The organism is Amycolatopsis sp. N2S4-7 (assembly GCF_058119595.1).
Map to the genome: position 1 here is coordinate 1,929,912 of NZ_CP172299.1, position 15,527 is coordinate 1,945,438.

Annotated in this window: 14 protein-coding genes; 8 read left to right on the forward strand and 6 right to left on the reverse strand. The window is 72.0% G+C overall.

Going from position 1 to position 15,527, the window contains the following annotated elements:
- Positions 1-131 precede the first annotated feature (131 nt).
- Positions 132-1,466, forward strand: coding sequence for an MFS transporter (locus ACH54P_RS08925; RefSeq protein ID WP_489911865.1), 1,335 nt, complete (start codon positions 132-134; stop codon positions 1,464-1,466).
- Entirely contained in the window at positions 1,463-2,353 is an 891-nt protein-coding gene (locus ACH54P_RS08930) for an SGNH/GDSL hydrolase family protein (RefSeq protein ID WP_489911866.1), read from the forward strand. The genes ACH54P_RS08925 and ACH54P_RS08930 overlap by 4 nt, the downstream gene beginning before the upstream one ends.
- Here ACH54P_RS08930 and ACH54P_RS08935 read toward each other — a convergent pair.
- From ACH54P_RS08935 to ACH54P_RS08950, 4 genes are all read right to left on the reverse strand, one after another.
- The gene (locus ACH54P_RS08935; protein WP_489911867.1) at positions 2,259-3,614 is read right to left on the reverse strand and encodes an alpha/beta fold hydrolase; all 1,356 of its coding nucleotides are present in this window, start codon (positions 3,612-3,614) and stop codon (positions 2,259-2,261) included. The genes ACH54P_RS08930 and ACH54P_RS08935 overlap by 95 nt on opposite strands.
- 64 nt (positions 3,615-3,678) lie before the next feature.
- Positions 3,679-4,137, reverse strand: coding sequence for a MarR family winged helix-turn-helix transcriptional regulator (locus tag ACH54P_RS08940; RefSeq protein WP_489911868.1), 459 nt, complete (start codon positions 4,135-4,137; stop codon positions 3,679-3,681).
- Between the two features lie 54 nt (positions 4,138-4,191).
- On the reverse strand, positions 4,192-4,650 hold the full coding sequence (locus ACH54P_RS08945) for a dihydrofolate reductase (protein WP_489911869.1): 459 nt from the start codon (positions 4,648-4,650) through the stop codon (positions 4,192-4,194).
- Positions 4,647-5,444: a thymidylate synthase gene (locus ACH54P_RS08950; protein ID WP_489911870.1), complete on the reverse strand. Its 798-nt coding sequence runs from the start codon at positions 5,442-5,444 to the stop codon at positions 4,647-4,649. The genes ACH54P_RS08945 and ACH54P_RS08950 overlap by 4 nt, the downstream gene beginning before the upstream one ends.
- A gap of 105 nt (positions 5,445-5,549) precedes the next feature.
- On the opposite strand from ACH54P_RS08950, the gene ACH54P_RS08955 reads away from it, so the two are divergent.
- The 3 genes from ACH54P_RS08955 (at position 5,550) to ACH54P_RS08965 (ending at position 9,222) form a co-directional block, all read left to right on the forward strand.
- Positions 5,550-6,002 (forward strand): Fur family transcriptional regulator, encoded by a 453-nt coding sequence (locus ACH54P_RS08955; protein ID WP_489911871.1) that lies wholly within the window; start codon positions 5,550-5,552, stop codon positions 6,000-6,002.
- A complete protein-coding gene (gene katG, locus ACH54P_RS08960; RefSeq protein ID WP_489911872.1) occupies positions 5,999-8,275 on the forward strand; it encodes a catalase/peroxidase HPI in 2,277 nt (758 codons plus the stop codon). Before ACH54P_RS08955 ends, katG begins: the two co-directional genes overlap by 4 nt.
- A 182-nt stretch (positions 8,276-8,457) precedes the next feature.
- Positions 8,458-9,222, forward strand: a complete 765-nt coding sequence (locus ACH54P_RS08965) for a polysaccharide lyase family 7 protein (protein WP_489911873.1) — start codon at positions 8,458-8,460, stop codon at positions 9,220-9,222.
- 36 nt (positions 9,223-9,258) lie between these two features.
- On the opposite strand, the gene ACH54P_RS08970 is transcribed toward ACH54P_RS08965, so the two are convergent.
- Together ACH54P_RS08970 and ACH54P_RS08975 are read right to left on the reverse strand one after the other, a co-directional pair.
- Positions 9,259-10,281, reverse strand: coding sequence for an LLM class flavin-dependent oxidoreductase (locus ACH54P_RS08970; protein ID WP_489911874.1), 1,023 nt, complete (start codon positions 10,279-10,281; stop codon positions 9,259-9,261).
- Positions 10,282-10,309: 28 nt separating this feature from the next.
- A complete protein-coding gene (locus ACH54P_RS08975) occupies positions 10,310-10,894 on the reverse strand; it encodes a TetR/AcrR family transcriptional regulator (protein ID WP_489911875.1) in 585 nt (194 codons plus the stop codon).
- 86 nt (positions 10,895-10,980) lie between these two features.
- Here ACH54P_RS08975 and ACH54P_RS08980 point away from each other — a divergent pair, with 86 nt between their 5' ends.
- The 3 genes from ACH54P_RS08980 to ACH54P_RS08990 all read left to right on the forward strand — a co-directional run bounded on the left by ACH54P_RS08980 (position 10,981) and on the right by ACH54P_RS08990 (position 15,516).
- Complete coding sequence (locus tag ACH54P_RS08980) at positions 10,981-11,892, forward strand: aldo/keto reductase (protein ID WP_489911876.1); 912 nt, start codon at positions 10,981-10,983, stop codon at positions 11,890-11,892.
- A gap of 308 nt (positions 11,893-12,200) precedes the next feature.
- A complete protein-coding gene (locus ACH54P_RS08985) occupies positions 12,201-13,661 on the forward strand; it encodes a cellulose binding domain-containing protein (RefSeq protein WP_489911877.1) in 1,461 nt (486 codons plus the stop codon).
- A 472-nt stretch (positions 13,662-14,133) separates the two neighbouring features.
- Complete coding sequence (locus ACH54P_RS08990) at positions 14,134-15,516, forward strand: ferredoxin reductase family protein (protein ID WP_489911878.1); 1,383 nt, start codon at positions 14,134-14,136, stop codon at positions 15,514-15,516.
- Positions 15,517-15,527 lie beyond the last annotated feature (11 nt).

Here is a 15,527-nt window from a genome sequence, read left to right on the forward strand (position 1 = left end):
TTCCGACCGGGTCATCGTCTCACGGGCAGCGAGGAGCGGTTGACAGCCCACACGCGGCGAACTTATCGTGATACTCCGTAGTATTGCAGGTCAGACGGTATGGGCGGCAGAAATCACCCGAAGGGCGTCCGATGACGAACGCACGAGACCTCCTGCACGAACTCGCCACCAAGAAGGCCGTCACCCGGCTGCTGCCGGTGCTCGGCATCGCCTACTTCATGTCGTACGTCGACCGGACCAACGTCGCGCTCGCGAAGACCTCACTGGCGGCGGACGTCGGGATCAGCGCGGCCGCGTACGGGCTGGGGGCCGGCCTGTTCTTCGTCAGCTACGCCCTGCTCGAGGTGCCGAGCAACCTCGTCCTCTACCGCGTCGGCGCCCGCCTGTGGATCACGCGCATCGCCGTCACCTGGGGCGCGGTGTCGGCCGCCATGATGTTCGTGGGCGACGACGTTTCGTTCTACATCCTCCGGCTGCTGCTCGGCGCCGCGGAGGCGGGCCTCTTCCCGGCCATGATGTACATGGTCACCCAGTGGTTCTCCCAGAAGCACCGCGTGACGATCGTCGGCCTGATCTACACCGCGCCCTGCGTCGCGATCATCATCGGCTCACCGCTGGGCGGCGCGCTGATGGAACTGCACGGCGTCGGCGGGCTGCGGGGCTGGCAGTGGATGTTCCTGGTCGAGGGACTCGTGACGATCGTCGTCGGCGTGCTCGTCTGGTTCGCCCTGCCCAGCCGCCCCGCGGACGCGAAGTGGCTCACGGCGGAGGAAGCGGCCGTGCTCACCGAGCGGGCGGTCGGCCACGCGTCCGCGGCTCCGGTCGGCGTGGGCCGCACGCTGCGAGCGGCGTTCGGCCGCCCGACGGTGCTGCTGCTCGGCGCCATCTACCTGATCAACCAGGCGATCGGCGGCGGGATCGGCTTCAACTTCCCGGCCTACATCCAGTCGCTCGGCCTGGACAGCCCGTTCCTCATCGGGCTGGTGGCGGGCAGCGGCGGGATTTCGGCGCTGGCCGGCGTGCTGGTTTTCCCGTGGCTCAAGCGCCGCCTCGGCCGCGAGATCCCGCTCATCGCGGTGTGCGCGGTCGCCGAGCTGCTCATCCTCGCCGGCTTCCTCGTCTCCCGGAATCCCGTGTGGAGCGTGGGCCTGCTGTTCGTCTCGAACTTCTTCGCCTTCGGCACATTGCCGCTGTTCTGGTCGGTCGCGATGTCGCGGCTGTCCGGGCTGACGGCGGCGGCCGGGCTCGCCTTCATCAACATGCTCGGGATCACCGGCGGCTTCGTGGGTCCCTATGTGTACGGCCTCATCGAAAGCTCCACGGACAGCCTGGTGGTGCCCTACTTCGTGTTCGCCGCGGCCGCCGCCGTCGCTGTCGCCCTGGTGCCCCTGCTGGCGGCCGCCATCCGGCGTGACGCGGCGAAGGCGACGGCGGCCACCCCGAACGAGGGGCAGCCGGTCTCATGAGGCTCCTCCTCGCGCTGGTGGTGCTGGCCGGGCTGCTCACGGCGCCCGCGGACGCGGGCGAGCGGATCCGGTACGTGGCGCTCGGCGACTCGTCGGCCGCCGGGCCGTGGATCCCGGACGAGATCGACGGGACGTGCCTGCGCTCCGACCACAACTGGCCGCACGTGCTGGCGGAGCGGCTCGGCGCCACGCTGACCGACGTGACCTGCTCCGGCGCGACGACCGCCGACCTCACCGGGAAGCAGGCGGGGGTGGTCGCCCCGCAGTTCGACGCGCTGCGCCGCGACACCGGCCTCGTCACGCTGGCGATCGGCGCCAACGACATCGCGCTGGGCTCGGCGTTCGTGACGTGCGCGAGCCCCGACGGGCCCGTCCGGCCATCGTGCCGGGAGCAGTACGGGGACCGGTTCGCCGCGCGCATCGAGGCCACCGCGCCGAAGATCGCCGCCGCGCTGGCGGAGATCCACCGCCGCTCCCCCGCCGCGCGCGTGGTCGTGACCGGCTACCTGACGTACTGGCGCCCGGGCGGCTGTTACCCGGCCGACCCGTTCACCCCGGCCGACGCCGGCTACCTCCAGGCGACGTTCGACCACCTGACGGCGATGCTCGCCGGCCAGGCCGTGCGGCACGGGGCGTCCTATGTGGACATCCGAGGTCCGAGCGCCCGGCACGGTCTGTGCGCCGAGCCCGCGGCCCGCTGGCTGGAGGGCGCGGTCCCGGCGTCCCCGGCCTACCCGTACCACCCGAACGCGGCCGGCATGGCCGCGGCGGCCGGGATCATCGCCCGCGTGCTCACCGCCCCGGCTCACCCAGCCCGCCGGTCAGCCGCGGCGGGTCGAACCGGAGGTAACGACCCTCGCCACCCAGTCCCGCGGCCGCTTCGTTGAGCCGCCGGGGTTCGGTGACCTCACCCCAGCGGCCGGACTCGACGCGCGATTCGAGGGCGTGCAGCGCCGCGATCGTCTCGGCCGGCCGGAAGGCGCAGTGCCCGGTCGCCCCGACGTAGGCCTGGCGCAGCAGGGCCCCGGCGCCCGCCCGGCGGACCTGCTTGCCGTACCAGTCCTCCTGCTCCACGGGCACGAGCTGGTCGGCGGTGGTGTGGATGTTCAGCGTCGGCACGCGCAGGCGGCCGGTCACCGTCGACGTGCGCGCCAGCGTGCGGACGGCCTGCGGGTCCGGCCGGATGTCGGCGTCGCGGGTCAGCGTCGTCAGGTCGGCGTCCAGGTCGAGGCCGGCCGCCCGGTACAGGGCGCGGACCTGGCGGGCGTGGCTGCTGCCGGCCAGCAGCGCGCGGTAGTCGACGCCCGCGGTGAACGCGCTGTTGCCGCCCGCCGCCAGCTCGATCTGGTACCGCCCCGGCACGACGAACCCGAGCACGAACTGCGCGAGTTCCTGCTGTTGCTGGGCTTCCTGGCCCGCGTAGTCGGACGGCGCCGGCGGCGTGGCGCCGGTGAACCACCCCGGCTCGTTCATCAGCGCGGCGGCCAGTGCGATCCGCGCCCGCCCCGCCGGGGTGGCCTGCGCGTCGGTGGCGATCTTCGTCAACGCCGCCGCCGACGCGTTCCCTTCTTCGGGACTGGCGAAGCGGACGAGCTTGACGTCCTGTGCCGGCGCGAGCAGGTGCGCGAGCGCGTACTCGCCGTCCAGCTGGTAGTTGTTCAGGTTGAGCCCGCCGGCGACGAGCCCGCAGGTGCTCAGCACCCCGTCGAGCCGCCGTCCCGGGTCTTCGCCTTCCAGCGCGCTGACGAGCCCGCCCATCGACGTGCCCCACGCGATCGTGCGCCGCGAAGGGCCGGTCAGCCGCTCGAGCGCCGCGAGCGCGCCGAACTGGTCGTCGACGGTCGAGGCGAGCGCCCACCACGACGGGCCGCTGTAGGACGAGCCGACCAGCGCGTACCCGTCACCGAGCAGCGCCTGCCGGGTTTCGTCGTCCGGCGCGTTCCGGGCGGCCAGCGGGCCGAACCCGTGGCTGTACAGGATGGTCGTGCCGTTCCAGGCGGCCGGGACGTCGGCCACCCAGGTGGCGCCGTCCGGCAGCTGCCCGGTGTGGTGCCCGCTCGTGACCCCGGCCGCGACCCCGGAGGTCAGGCCGATCGCCATCAGGATCGTCGCGGCCAGCGCCATCGCCCGGCCATACCACCTACGCATGCCCAGCAGAGTGCCACGCACCCTCGCCGATGTACAGGTTTCCTGTCCTTTATTCGTCCGAAGGTCAGTGCGAGGGCCGGTCCGACAGCGTCGCGTGACACGCGACGACGTACTCGCGGAACCGGGCCGCGTCGCGCGGTGCCAGCCCGGAGACCATCCGCTGTTCGAGCGCGACGACGTCGTCGCGGACCCGGCCGAGGACCTCCTCACCGGGGCCGGTCAGCCGGATCACCCGCCGCCGCCGGTCCCGCGGGTCGCCGTCGCGCGCGATGAAGCCCCGCCGCTCGAGCGCGACGACCATGTCGGCCATCGCCTGGTCGGTGACGAACGAGTTCCGCGCCAGCTCCGCGGTGGTGAGGCCCGACCGCCGCTCCAGCACGGTCAGCGCGGTGTACTGCAGCGGCGTGAGCGCGACGGGCCGGAGCACCTCGTCCAGGCGGGCGCGCACGGCGAGCTCGAGCTGCTTCACCAGGTACAGCAGGCCGGGGCCGGCCGGGTTCGAGGAGGTCAGGGGCTGAGACACCGCTTCATGGTGACCGACCGCCGGGCGCTTCGCCCGGCCGGGCCCGGCGCGGCGTCAGTTCCAGGTCAGGAACCGGTAGTGCAGCCCCGTCGCCGACTCCTGCCACTCCCCGGTGGAGTCGGGCGGACGGCCCACGTCCGGTGCGTGCGTGTCCCCGTCGAAGGACTCCCGGAGCTCGGTGACCACGATCCGGTCGGCGAAGGGCAGGGCCGCCCGGTACACCGCCGCGCCGCCGATCACCCAGCCGTCCCCGGACACCGTGGCGAGCGCCTCCGGCAGGCCGGGGAACGTCTCCACGCCGTCCTGGGGCGTGCGCGACAGCACGAGGTTGCGCCGGCCCGGCAGCGGCCGGAACCGCGGCGGCAGCGACTCCCAGGTGCGGCGGCCCATGAGCACGCTCGCGCCCGCGGTCAGGGTGCGGAAGTGCTTCAGGTCCTCCGGCAGGTGCCACGGCAGCGTGCCGTCGCGGCCGATGACGCCGTTGGCCGACTGCGCCCAGACCAGCCCGATCACACCGCCACCGGCGCCTTGATGCCCGGGTGCGGGTCGTAGCCGTCGAGCGCGAGGTGCTCGTAGGTGTAGTCGAACAGGCTTTCCGCCGGCTTCAGGCTCAGCGTGGGGAACGGCCGGGGCTCGCGCGCGAGCTGCGTGCGGACCTGCTCGGTGTGGTTGTCGTAGATGTGGCAGTCCCCGCCCGTCCAGACGAAGTCGCCGACGCCGAGGCCGACCTGCTCGGCGATCATGTGCGTCAGCAGCGCGTAGCTCGCGATGTTGAACGGCACGCCGAGGAACAGGTCCGCGCTCCGCTGGTAGAGCTGGCAGGACAGCTCCCCGCCGGCGACGTAGAACTGGAAGAACGCGTGGCACGGCGGCAGCGCCATGCGCGGGATGTCGGCGACGTTCCACGCGGAGACGATGATCCGGCGGGAGTCGGGGTTCTCGCGCAGCGTGCGCAGCACCTCGCCGAGCTGGTCGACGTGTCCCCCGTCCGGGGTCGGCCACGACCGCCACTGCACGCCGTAGACCGGGCCGAGGTCCCCGTCCGGCGCCGCCCACTCGTCCCAGATCGTGACGCCGTTCTCCTGCAGCCACTTCACGTTCCCGTCGCCGCGGAGGAACCACAGCAGTTCGTACGCGATCGAGCGGAAGTGGACCTTCTTCGTCGTGATCAGCGGGAACCCGTCGGACAGCCGGTAGCGCAGCTGGTGCCCGAAGATCGACCGCGTGCCCGTCCCGGTGCGGTCCTCCTTGCGGGCGCCCGTGTCGAGCACGTGGCGGAGCAGGTCTTCGTACTGCGTGTCCGGCATGCCCGGGAGCCTAATCGTGCCGCTGACTCAGCGTGAACCCCGGAGGGCCGGCTCGCCCGGCCGATAACTTGACCCATTCCAGAAAAGGCCTTAGGGTCGCCGGTGATGTCGGACTTCGAAGCACAACTGCGGGAGGTCTCGCTGCGGGTCACCCGGCCCCGGCTGGCCGTGCTGGCCGCGCTGCGCGACCATCCCCACGTCGACACCGAGACGGTGATCGACCTGGTGCGGGCCGAACACCCGACGGTGTCGCACCAGACGATCTACGACGTGTTGCGGGCGCTCACCGACACCGGGCTGATCCGGCGGATCCAGCCGGCCGGCGCGAACGCCCGCTACGAGGCACGGGTGGGTGACAACCACCACCATGTCGTGTGCCGTTCGTGCGGGGCGATAGCCGATGTCGACTGCGCCGTCGGCCACACCCCCTGTCTCACCGCTTCGGACGACCACGGTTTCGTGATCGACCAGGCGGAGGTCGTCTACTGGGGCACCTGCCCCGGATGCGCGGCCGAACGCCCCCGAAAAGATTCGCCGCTCCCGGAAGGAAGTAAATGAGCTCCACCCAGGACAACGCCCCGTCCAGCGCGCAGGGCGTGGACAAGAAGGCGGCGGCCGGTTGCCCGGTCGCGCACGATTCGGTGACCTCGCACGGCAGCGAGAGCGAGAACCCGGCGATCGACTCGCCGCAGCCGAAGACGGGCGGACGTCCGCGCACGAACAAGGACTGGTGGCCGAACCAGCTCGACCTGTCCGTGCTGCACGCCCACTCTGCCAAGGGCAACCCGCTCGGCGAGAACTTCAGCTACGCCAAGGAATTCGCCAAGCTCGACGTCGAGGCGCTCAAGCGGGACATCACCGAGGTGCTCACCACCTCGCAGGACTGGTGGCCCGCCGACTTCGGCCACTACGGCGGCCTGATGATCCGGATGAGCTGGCACGCGGCGGGCACCTACCGCATCCACGACGGCCGCGGCGGCGCCGGGGACGGCAGCCAGCGCTTCGCCCCGCTCAACAGCTGGCCCGACAACGCCAACCTCGACAAGGCCCGCCGCCTGCTGTGGCCGGTCAAGCAGAAGTACGGCCAGAAGATCTCGTGGGCCGACCTGCTCGTGCTCGCCGGCAACGTCGCTCTGGAGTCGATGGGCTTCAAGACCTTCGGCTTCGGCTTCGGCCGCGAAGACGTCTGGGAGCCCGAGGAGATCATCTGGGGCCCGGAGGACGACTGGCTGGGTGACGAGCGCTACGTCAGCGACTCGGAGATGGCGCCCGAGGTCGGCGCGACCGAGATGGGCCTCATCTACGTCAACCCCGAGGGTCCCCGCGGCAGCGCGGACTTCGAGGCGGCGGCGCACTTCATCCGCGAGACCTTCGCCCGGATGGCGATGAACGACGAAGAGACCGTCGCCCTCATCGCCGGCGGCCACACCTTCGGCAAGACCCACGGCGCCGGCGTCGCCGATGACCACGTGGGCCCGGAGCCCGAGGGTGCCCCGATCGAGACGCAGGGCCTCGGCTGGCTGAGCACGCACGGCTCCGGCAAGGGCGCCGACACGATCACCAGCGGGCTCGAGGTCACCTGGACCGACAAGCCGACCGAGTGGAGCAACCGCTTCTTCGAGATCCTGTTCGGCTACGAGTGGGAGCTCACCACGAGCCCCGGCGGCGGCAAGCAGTACGTCGCCAAGGACGCCCCGGAGATCATCCCGGACCCGTACGACCCGAACAAGAAGCACAAGCCGACGATGCTCACGACGGACCTGTCGCTGCGCTTCGACCCGGTCTACGGCCCGATCTCCCGCCGGTTCCTGGAGCACCCGGACGAGTTCGCGCTGGCGTTCGCCAAGGCCTGGTACAAGCTGCTGCACCGCGACATGGGCCCGGTCAGCCGCTTCCTCGGCCCGTGGGTCGCCGAGCCGCAGCTGTGGCAGGACCCGGTGCCGGCCGTCGAGGGCGGCCTGGTGGGCGACGCCGACATCGCCGCCCTCAAGGCGAAGGTGCTCGAGTCCGGCCTTTCGGTCTCCGAGCTGGTGTCGACCGCGTGGGCGTCGGCCGCGAGCTTCCGCTCCACCGACAAGCGCGGTGGCGCGAACGGCGCCCGGATCCGCCTGGAGCCGCAGCGCAACTGGGAGGTCAACCAGCCCGAGCAGCTCGGCAAGGTCCTGGAGACCCTCGAGGGCATCCAGCGCGAGTTCAACGAGGCGGGCGGCGCGAAGGTCTCGCTCGCCGACCTCATCGTGCTGGCCGGCTCGGCCGCCGTCGAGAAGGCCGCGCGTGACGCGGGCGTCGAGGTGACCGTGCCGTTCCACCCGGGCCGCACCGACGCCTCGCAGGAGCAGACCGACGTCGACTCCTTCAAGGTGATGGAGCCGCGCGCCGACGGGTTCCGCAACTACCTGCGCTCCGGCGAGAAGCTGCAGCCGGAGGTGCTGCTCGTCGAGCGCGCCTACATGCTCGGCCTGTCCGCGCCGGAGATGACCGTCCTGGTCGGTGGCCTGCGCTCGCTCGGGACCAACCACGGCGGGGCCGCGCACGGTGTCCTCACCGACAAGCCGGGCGTGCTGACCAACGACTTCTTCGCCAACCTGCTCGCGCCGGGCACCCGGTGGAAGGTGTCGGAGTCCGAGGAGAACGTCTACGAGATCCGCGACGTGGCGACCGACGAGCTGAAGTGGACCGCCACGGCGGTCGACCTCGTCTTCGGCTCGAACTCGCAGCTGCGCGCCCTCTCGGAGGTCTACGCCAGCGAAGACGCCCGCGAGAAGTTCGTGGCCGACTTCGTCGCGGCGTGGACGAAGGTCATGGAGCTCGACCGCTTCGACCTCGCCTGATCCGGTAAGCCGACGGGCCCGGCCGATCCTCCCGATCGGCCGGGCCCGTTCGCGTCCGCGGCGATCTTGACAACGGGTGATCGCCGTCCTACCGTGGGTCCACGCCGCCGGGTTGTCCAGACCATTTATTCACCTCCGTGAACGAATGGTGCAGTGTCCCCACCGCGAAAGGACACCCAACGATGCGTGTGCGTGCCTTGCTCGTCCTCCTGGCGGTCCCGGCGCTGGCCGCGGTCACCGCGTCCCCCGCGCTGGCCGCCGATCCGTCCGTGGCGCCGGGCGGCAACTTCGACCTGTCGATCTGGCAGCTGCAGGAGCCGGTCGGCTCGCCGGGCAAGCCGACCACGATCTCGTCGTCCCGGCTGCAGGGGCCGAACGGCTTCCAGGACAGCTACTTCTACACCGACACCCGCGACGGCGCGATGACCTTCTGGGCGCCGGAAAAGGGCGTGACGACGCCGAACTCGAACTACGCGCGGTCGGAGCTGCGCGAGATGAACCGCGACGGGTCGGCCGCGAACTGGTCGCTGAGCGGGTCGCACAAGCTGAGCGCCACCTTGCGGGTGGTGTCGGTGACGTCGAACGTGTGCGTGGGCCAGGTGCACCTCGGCACCGGCGGGTTGTCGACGAAACCCCTGCTGGAGCTGTACTACCGGGCGAGCGGCGACATCGTGCTGGGCACGGAGAACTCCCCCGACGGCGGCCAGACGCCGCACACCGTCGGCCACGTCTCGCTCGGCAAGACGTGGACCTACACGATCGGCATTTCCGGCGGCAACACGATCGACCTCACGGTCAACGGCAGCACCACGCACTACGGCATCCCGTCGTCGTTCAAGCCGTACAAGCAGTACTTCAAGGCGGGCTCGTACAACCAGTCCTCTTCGGACAGCACGACGAAGGGCGCCCGGGTCGCGTTCTACGGCCTGAACGTCACCCACGGCTGAGCGGAAGCGGCCCGGCCGCCACCGGGCCTGCTCCCCTCAGCGCCAGCCGAGTTCCGGCGCCACGTGGGTGAGGATGCTCTCCAGCACGTGGACGTTGTAGTCGACGCCCAGCTGGTTCGGGATGGTCAGCAGCAGGGTGTCCGCGGCCTGGACGGCCTCGTCCTCCTTGAGCTCGCGGACCAGCTCGTCGGGCTCGGCGGCGTACGAGCGCCCGAAGATCGCCCTGGTGTTTTCGTCGATCATGCCGACCTGGTCGCGCGAGTGGCGGTCGCGGCCGAAGTAGGCGCGGTCGAGGTCGTTGGTCAGCGCGAAGATGCTGCGGCTGACCGAAACGCGCGGCTCGCGCGCGTGGCCCGCCTCCGTCCACGCTTCGCGGTAGGCCTCGATCTGCTTGCGCTGCTGGACGTGCAGCGGCTCGCCCGTCTCGTCGTCCTTCAGGGTCGAGCTCTGCAGGTTCATGCCCAGCTTCGCGGCCCAGACGCCGGTCGCGTTCGAGCCGGAGCCCCACCAGATGCGCTCGCGCAGGCCTTCGGAGTGCGGTTCGAGCCGCAGCAGGCCCGGCGGGTTGGCGAACATCGGCCGCGGGTTCGGCTGGGCGAACCCCTCCCCCTCGAGCAGCTTGAGGAACACCTCGGTGTGCTGCCGGGCCATGTCGGCGTCGGTCTCGCCCTCGCCGGGGGCGTACCCGAAGTACCGCCAGCCCTCGATCACCTGCTCGGGGGACCCCCGGCTGATGCCGAGCTGGAGCCGGCCGCCGGAGATGAGGTCGGCGGCGCCCGCGTCCTCGATCATGTACAGCGGGTTCTCGTAGCGCATGTCGATGACGCCGGTGCCGATCTCGATCTTCGAGGTGCGCGCCCCGATCGCCGAGAGCAGCGGGAACGGGCTGGCCGCCTGCCGCGCGAAGTGGTGCACGCGGAAGTAGGCGCCGTCCACGCCGAGCTCCTCGGCCGCGACCGCGAGGTCGATCGACTGGTGCAGGAAGTCGGCGGCGGACCGCGTCTCGGAGTGCGCGCTCGCCGACCAGTGGCCGAACGACAGGAAACCAATCTTCTTCACGCAGGCTGGAAGGCTCCGGGAGCCTGTTTCATTCCGCACGCGAGCCAGGTCTCACCGCGTCGACGACGAGGTCGAAGAGCCGCCCCAGCTGCTCGGGGGCGGGACCGGCCGCCGTGGCAAGGAACACGCCGAGCAGCAGCGTGGTGACGTCCTCGGGATCGGCGTCGGCGCGCAGCGTGCCCGAACGGGCCCCGGCATCGAGGATCGCCCCGATCGCGGCGGTGATGCGCCGCCGCGTCACGGGTGTCGCGATGCGGCCCGAAGCCAAGCTCGCGCGCAGGACGTCGGCCATCCCGCGTTTGGTTTCGATGAACGCCCCGTAGCGGTCCATCCAGGCGCGGAGGGCGCGCTCGGGCGGGCACTGTTCGAGCAACGCGGGGGCGCTTGCGGTGAGGTCGTCGAGTTCGGCCGCGTAGACGGCTTCGACGAGCTCTTCGCGGGTCGGGAAGTGGCGGTAGAGCGTGCCGATCCCGACGCCGGCCTCGCGGGCGATGGCTTCGAGCGTGACGGTGCCGTCGGCGGCGGCGAAGGCGGCCCGCGCGACCGCGACGAGCTTCTCGCGGTTGCGGCGCGCGTCGGAGCGCACCGGGCGGCCCGGCGACGGTTCAGGCAAAACGGAGGCACCTCCGGTTGTGCTACGGTCGACTTAGCGGAGGTTCCTCCGCTTCACCGTCATCATCGCACGGAAGCGGGCTTGCCATGATTTCTGCCGAACAGCGTCCCGGAGGGGCCGGCCCGCTCGCCGGCCGCACCGTCTCCCGCGTCGGGTACGGCGCGATGCAGCTGAGCCGCCTGCACGACGACCGCCCCGCGGCCCTCGCCCTCCTGCGCCGCGCGGTCGAACTCGGCGTCGACCACGTCGACACCGCCGAGTTCTACGGCGACGGCTTCGTCAACGGGCTCCTCCGGGAGGCGATCCGGCCCGACGACGACGTCCTCATCGCCAGCAAGGTCGGCGCCGACCCCGACCCCGGCGGCCCGATCCCGCTCCGCTCCGCGCAGCGGCCCCGCGAACTGCGCGCGAGCGTCGAGGACAACCTCAGGAGCCTCGGCCTCGACCGGATCCCGCTGGTGAACCTGCGCCGCCTCGACACCCTGCCGGGCCTGCTGGCCGAAGGCGACCAGGTGGTCGACCTCGACGACCAGCTCGCCGTGATGACGGCCCTGCGCGACGAAGGCAAGATCGGCGCGATCGGGCTCAGCAGCGTCACCCTCGACGTCCTGCGCCGGGCTCTCCCGGCCGGCATCGCCTGCGTGCAGAACGCCTACAGCCTCGTCGGCCGCGACGACGAGGACCTGCTCGCCCTCTGCCGCGCCGAGAACATCGCCTGGGTGCCGTTCTTCCCGCTCGGCGGCGCGTTCCCCGGTCTGCCGAAGGTGACCGACGAGCCGGTGGTGCACGAGACCGCGCACGCCCTGAACCGCACGCCGTCGCAGATCGGGCTGGCCTGGCTGCTCCACCACGCCCCGAACGTGCACCTGATCCCCGGCACCGCGAACGCCGAGCACCTCGAGGCGAACGTCGCCGCCGGCGGCATCGTGCTCGACGAGACCACGCTCGCCGCCCTCGACGCGGTCCCGAACCGCGCGCTGGACGTCACGCTCGGCTGACGCCGCCCGGAACGTGACCTTCGCCCGACAGCTTCCCCGGCCACGCCGCCGCCGGACCTGTTCTCGGAGCCGCCGGGCGACCAGGTTGTCGACCTCTCCGCACTGATGAAGAAGAGGGCCTGACGCCGCCACGGTTCGTGACCGCGGCGGCGCCCAGTGCTGCGCCACCGGGCTGACGGCCCGGCGGCAGGCGGGTGAATTCGCCACGGCGGCCCGGCCCGGCGATTGACACGCGCCCCGGCAACCACAACTGTAACGTACTTGGGAGCGCTCCCAGAGGCATCGGTTCACGTGCACAAGGGAGTGCCATGGGTATGTCACTGAAGAAACTCCTCGTCGTCGCGGGCGTTTTCGCGGCCGCGACGCTGTCGGCGGCGCCGGTCTCCGGGGCGAGCGCCACGGCCACGGCGTTCGCCTGCCGGGTCGGCTACACCACGAACGACTGGGGCTCCGGCTTCAGCGCCACCGTCACGATCGCCAACCTCGGCACGGCGGCGGTCGACGGCTGGACCCTCACCTACTCCTACCCCGGCGGCCAGACCCTGCAACAGGGCTGGAACGGCGTCTGGTCCCAGTCCGGCAAGCAGGTCACCGTCCGCAACGCGGCCTGGAACGGCACCATCCCCGCCGGGGGCAGCGTCCAGCCGGGCGCGAACTTCGCCTCCGGCGGCAGCACCGGAGCGCCGGCGGACTTCGCGGTCAACGGCGCCGCCTGCACCGGCGTCCCGCCGACCGATCCACCGCCGTCGAGCGGTCCCGCGCCCGCCCTGCGGGTGTCCGGGAACCAGCTGACCGCCGGCGGGACGGCCTACCGGCTGCTCGGCGTCAACCGCTCCAGCGGCGAGTTCGCCTGCGTGCAGGGCAAGGGCATGTGGGACAGCGGCCCGGTCGACCAGGCGTCCGTCGACGCGATGAAGGCCTGGCACATCCGCGCGGTCCGGATCCCGCTGAACGAGGACTGCTGGCTGGGCCTGTCCGGCTCGCCCAGCGGGCCCGCCTACCAGCAGGCGGTCAAGGACTACGTCGGCCTGCTCGTCGCGAACGGCCTCAACCCGATCCTCGACCTGCACTGGACGCACGGGCAGTACACCGGCAACATCTCGGCCTGCCCGGACGCCACCGCGACCTGCCAGAAACCGATGCCGAGCATGCAGTACACGCCGGCCTTCTGGACGCAGGTCGCGACCGCGTTCAAGGGCAACGACGCCGTCGTCTTCGACCTGTTCAACGAGCCCTACCCGGACGCGGCCGACAACTGGGCGGACGCGGCCGCCGAGTGGCGCTGCCTGCGCGACGGCGGGACGTGCGCCGGGATCGGCTACGAGGTGGCCGGCATGCAGGACCTCCTCGACGCGGTCCGCGCGACCGGCGCCGCCAACGTCGTCATGTCCGCCGGGCTCACCTGGACCAACGACCTGTCCCAGTGGCTGGCCTACCGGCCGATCGACCCGCTGAACAACGTCGTCGCCTCGTGGCACTCGTACAACTTCAACGCCTGCAAGACCTCCGCCTGCTGGGACAGCCAGATCGGCGCGGTCGCCGCGCAGGTGCCGGTGCACGCCGGCGAGATCGGCCAGGACTCGTGCGCGCACGACTACCTCGACCAGGTGACGGCGTGGCTCGACGCCCACCGGCTCGGCTACACCGCCTGGACGTGGAACCCGTGGGGCTGCAGCGGCGGCAACGTGCTCATCCAGGACTACGCCGGGACGCCCACGAGCACCTATGGCGAAGGCTTCAAGGCGCATCTCCTGAGCGTGACGCCATGAGGAAAACCCGGCCACGCCGGGCTTTCGCGCTCGCCGTCGTCGGTCCGCCCGGCTGAACCGGGGTGCGCGGGCGGGAACACCCCGCCCGCGCGCTCGGTCGCCACCCCGGTGCGCAAGATGGCCGACCGTTGGTACCCGGCCGTGCCGCGGCGCTCGGCTCCCCACCTCGCCGCCGACCACTCCCCCACCCGGCGACCAACGCGAGCCGGAACGGGACCCTGGCCCCGGCCGGCTCGGCGACGTCCGGCTTCCCGGGCAGCCGCACCGGAACCAACGCTGTGCCCGGACGTCGGCTGCCCGCTCGGCTGGACCGGGGTGCGCGGGCGGGACCGCTCCGTCCGCGCACCTTCCACAAGGGACGGTCAAGCGGTCACGGCGGCCCGGCGCGGTGCGTCCGGAAGCAACCCGGCGTCAAAGCCTGCTCACAGGAACCGCCCAAGCCCGGTACAGGTTCGTGCCGGACAAAGAAGGCATGACCTCTCTGCACCCCGCTCCCGTCCGGGAGATCGCGGGCCCGCCCGCTCCGGCCGCGGCCCTGCCGCCGGCCCGCGCCCGGCCGGGTGCCGTCCTCGCGGTGGTCGCGGCGGGCGCGCTCGCCGCGCTCGGCCTCTGGTGGGCCGGGACGCCGTCGGTGCACGGGCTCGGCGACTGGCTGACCAACGCCGGGCGGATCACCGGCCTGCTCGCCGGGTACGGCTTCGTCGTGCTCGTGACGCTGATGGCGCGGATCCCGCCGCTGGAACGCGGCATCGGTGCCGACCGGCTGGCCCGCTGGCACGCGATGGGCGGGCGGTACGTCGTCTCGCTCGTCGTCGCGCACGGGCTGCTCATCACGTGGGGCTACGCCGTTTCCGCGCACACCGGCGTCGTCGGCCAGGCCACGACGCTCCTGCTGAGCTACCCGGACGTGCTCGCCGCGACCGTCGCCGGACTGCTGCTCGTCGGCGTCGGCGTCAGCTCCGCCCGCGCGGCCCGGCGAAGGCTGCGCTACGAAACCTGGTACTTCCTGCACTTCTACACCTACCTGGCCATGGCGCTGGCGTTCAGCCACCAGTTCGCCACCGGCGCCCAGTTCATGGACGACGACCTCACCGCCCGCGTGGCCTGGTCGGTCCTGTACGCCGGGGCCGGCGCCGCGATCCTGTGGTACCGGTTCGTCACCCCGGTGCGGCAGGCGTTCTGCCACCGGTTGCGCGTGCATTCCCTGATCCCCGAAGCCGCCGGGGTGGTGAGCATCGTGGTCACCGGCCGGCACCTCGACGAGCTGCGGGCCGAAGCCGGGCAGTTCTTCCGCTGGCGCTTCCTGACCCGGGACCTGTGGTGGGTTTCCGCGCCGTACTCGCTTTCGGCGTCCGTGCGCCCCGACCGGATGCGGATCACCGTCAAGGCGCTCGGCGACCACAGCGCCGCCCTCGCCGCCCTGAAGCCGGGCACGCGGGTGGTCACCGAAGGGCCGTACGGGGCGATGACGCCGTCGGCGCGCCGCGAGCGCAAGGTCCTGCTCGTCGCGGGCGGCGTCGGGATCACGCCGATCCGCGCGCTGTTCCAGGCCCTGCCGGCGTTCCCGGGTGAGCTCACCCTCGTCTACCGCGCCACCAGCGAGGCGGACGTCGTGTTCCGCGAGGAGCTCGAGCAGCTCGCGGCCGGCTGCGGCGCCGGGCTGTGGATCCTCACCGGCAGCCGCGCCCAGCTCGGCGGCGACCCCCTGACCCGGCTGCGCCACCACGTGCCGGACCTCGCCCGCCACGACGTCTACCTGTGCGGGCCGCCCGGGATGACCGCGGCCGTGCGCGCCGAGCTGCGCGCCGCCGGGGTGCCCCGGCGGCGGATCCACCACGAGAGCTTCGAGTTCTGAGAAAGGCCTCC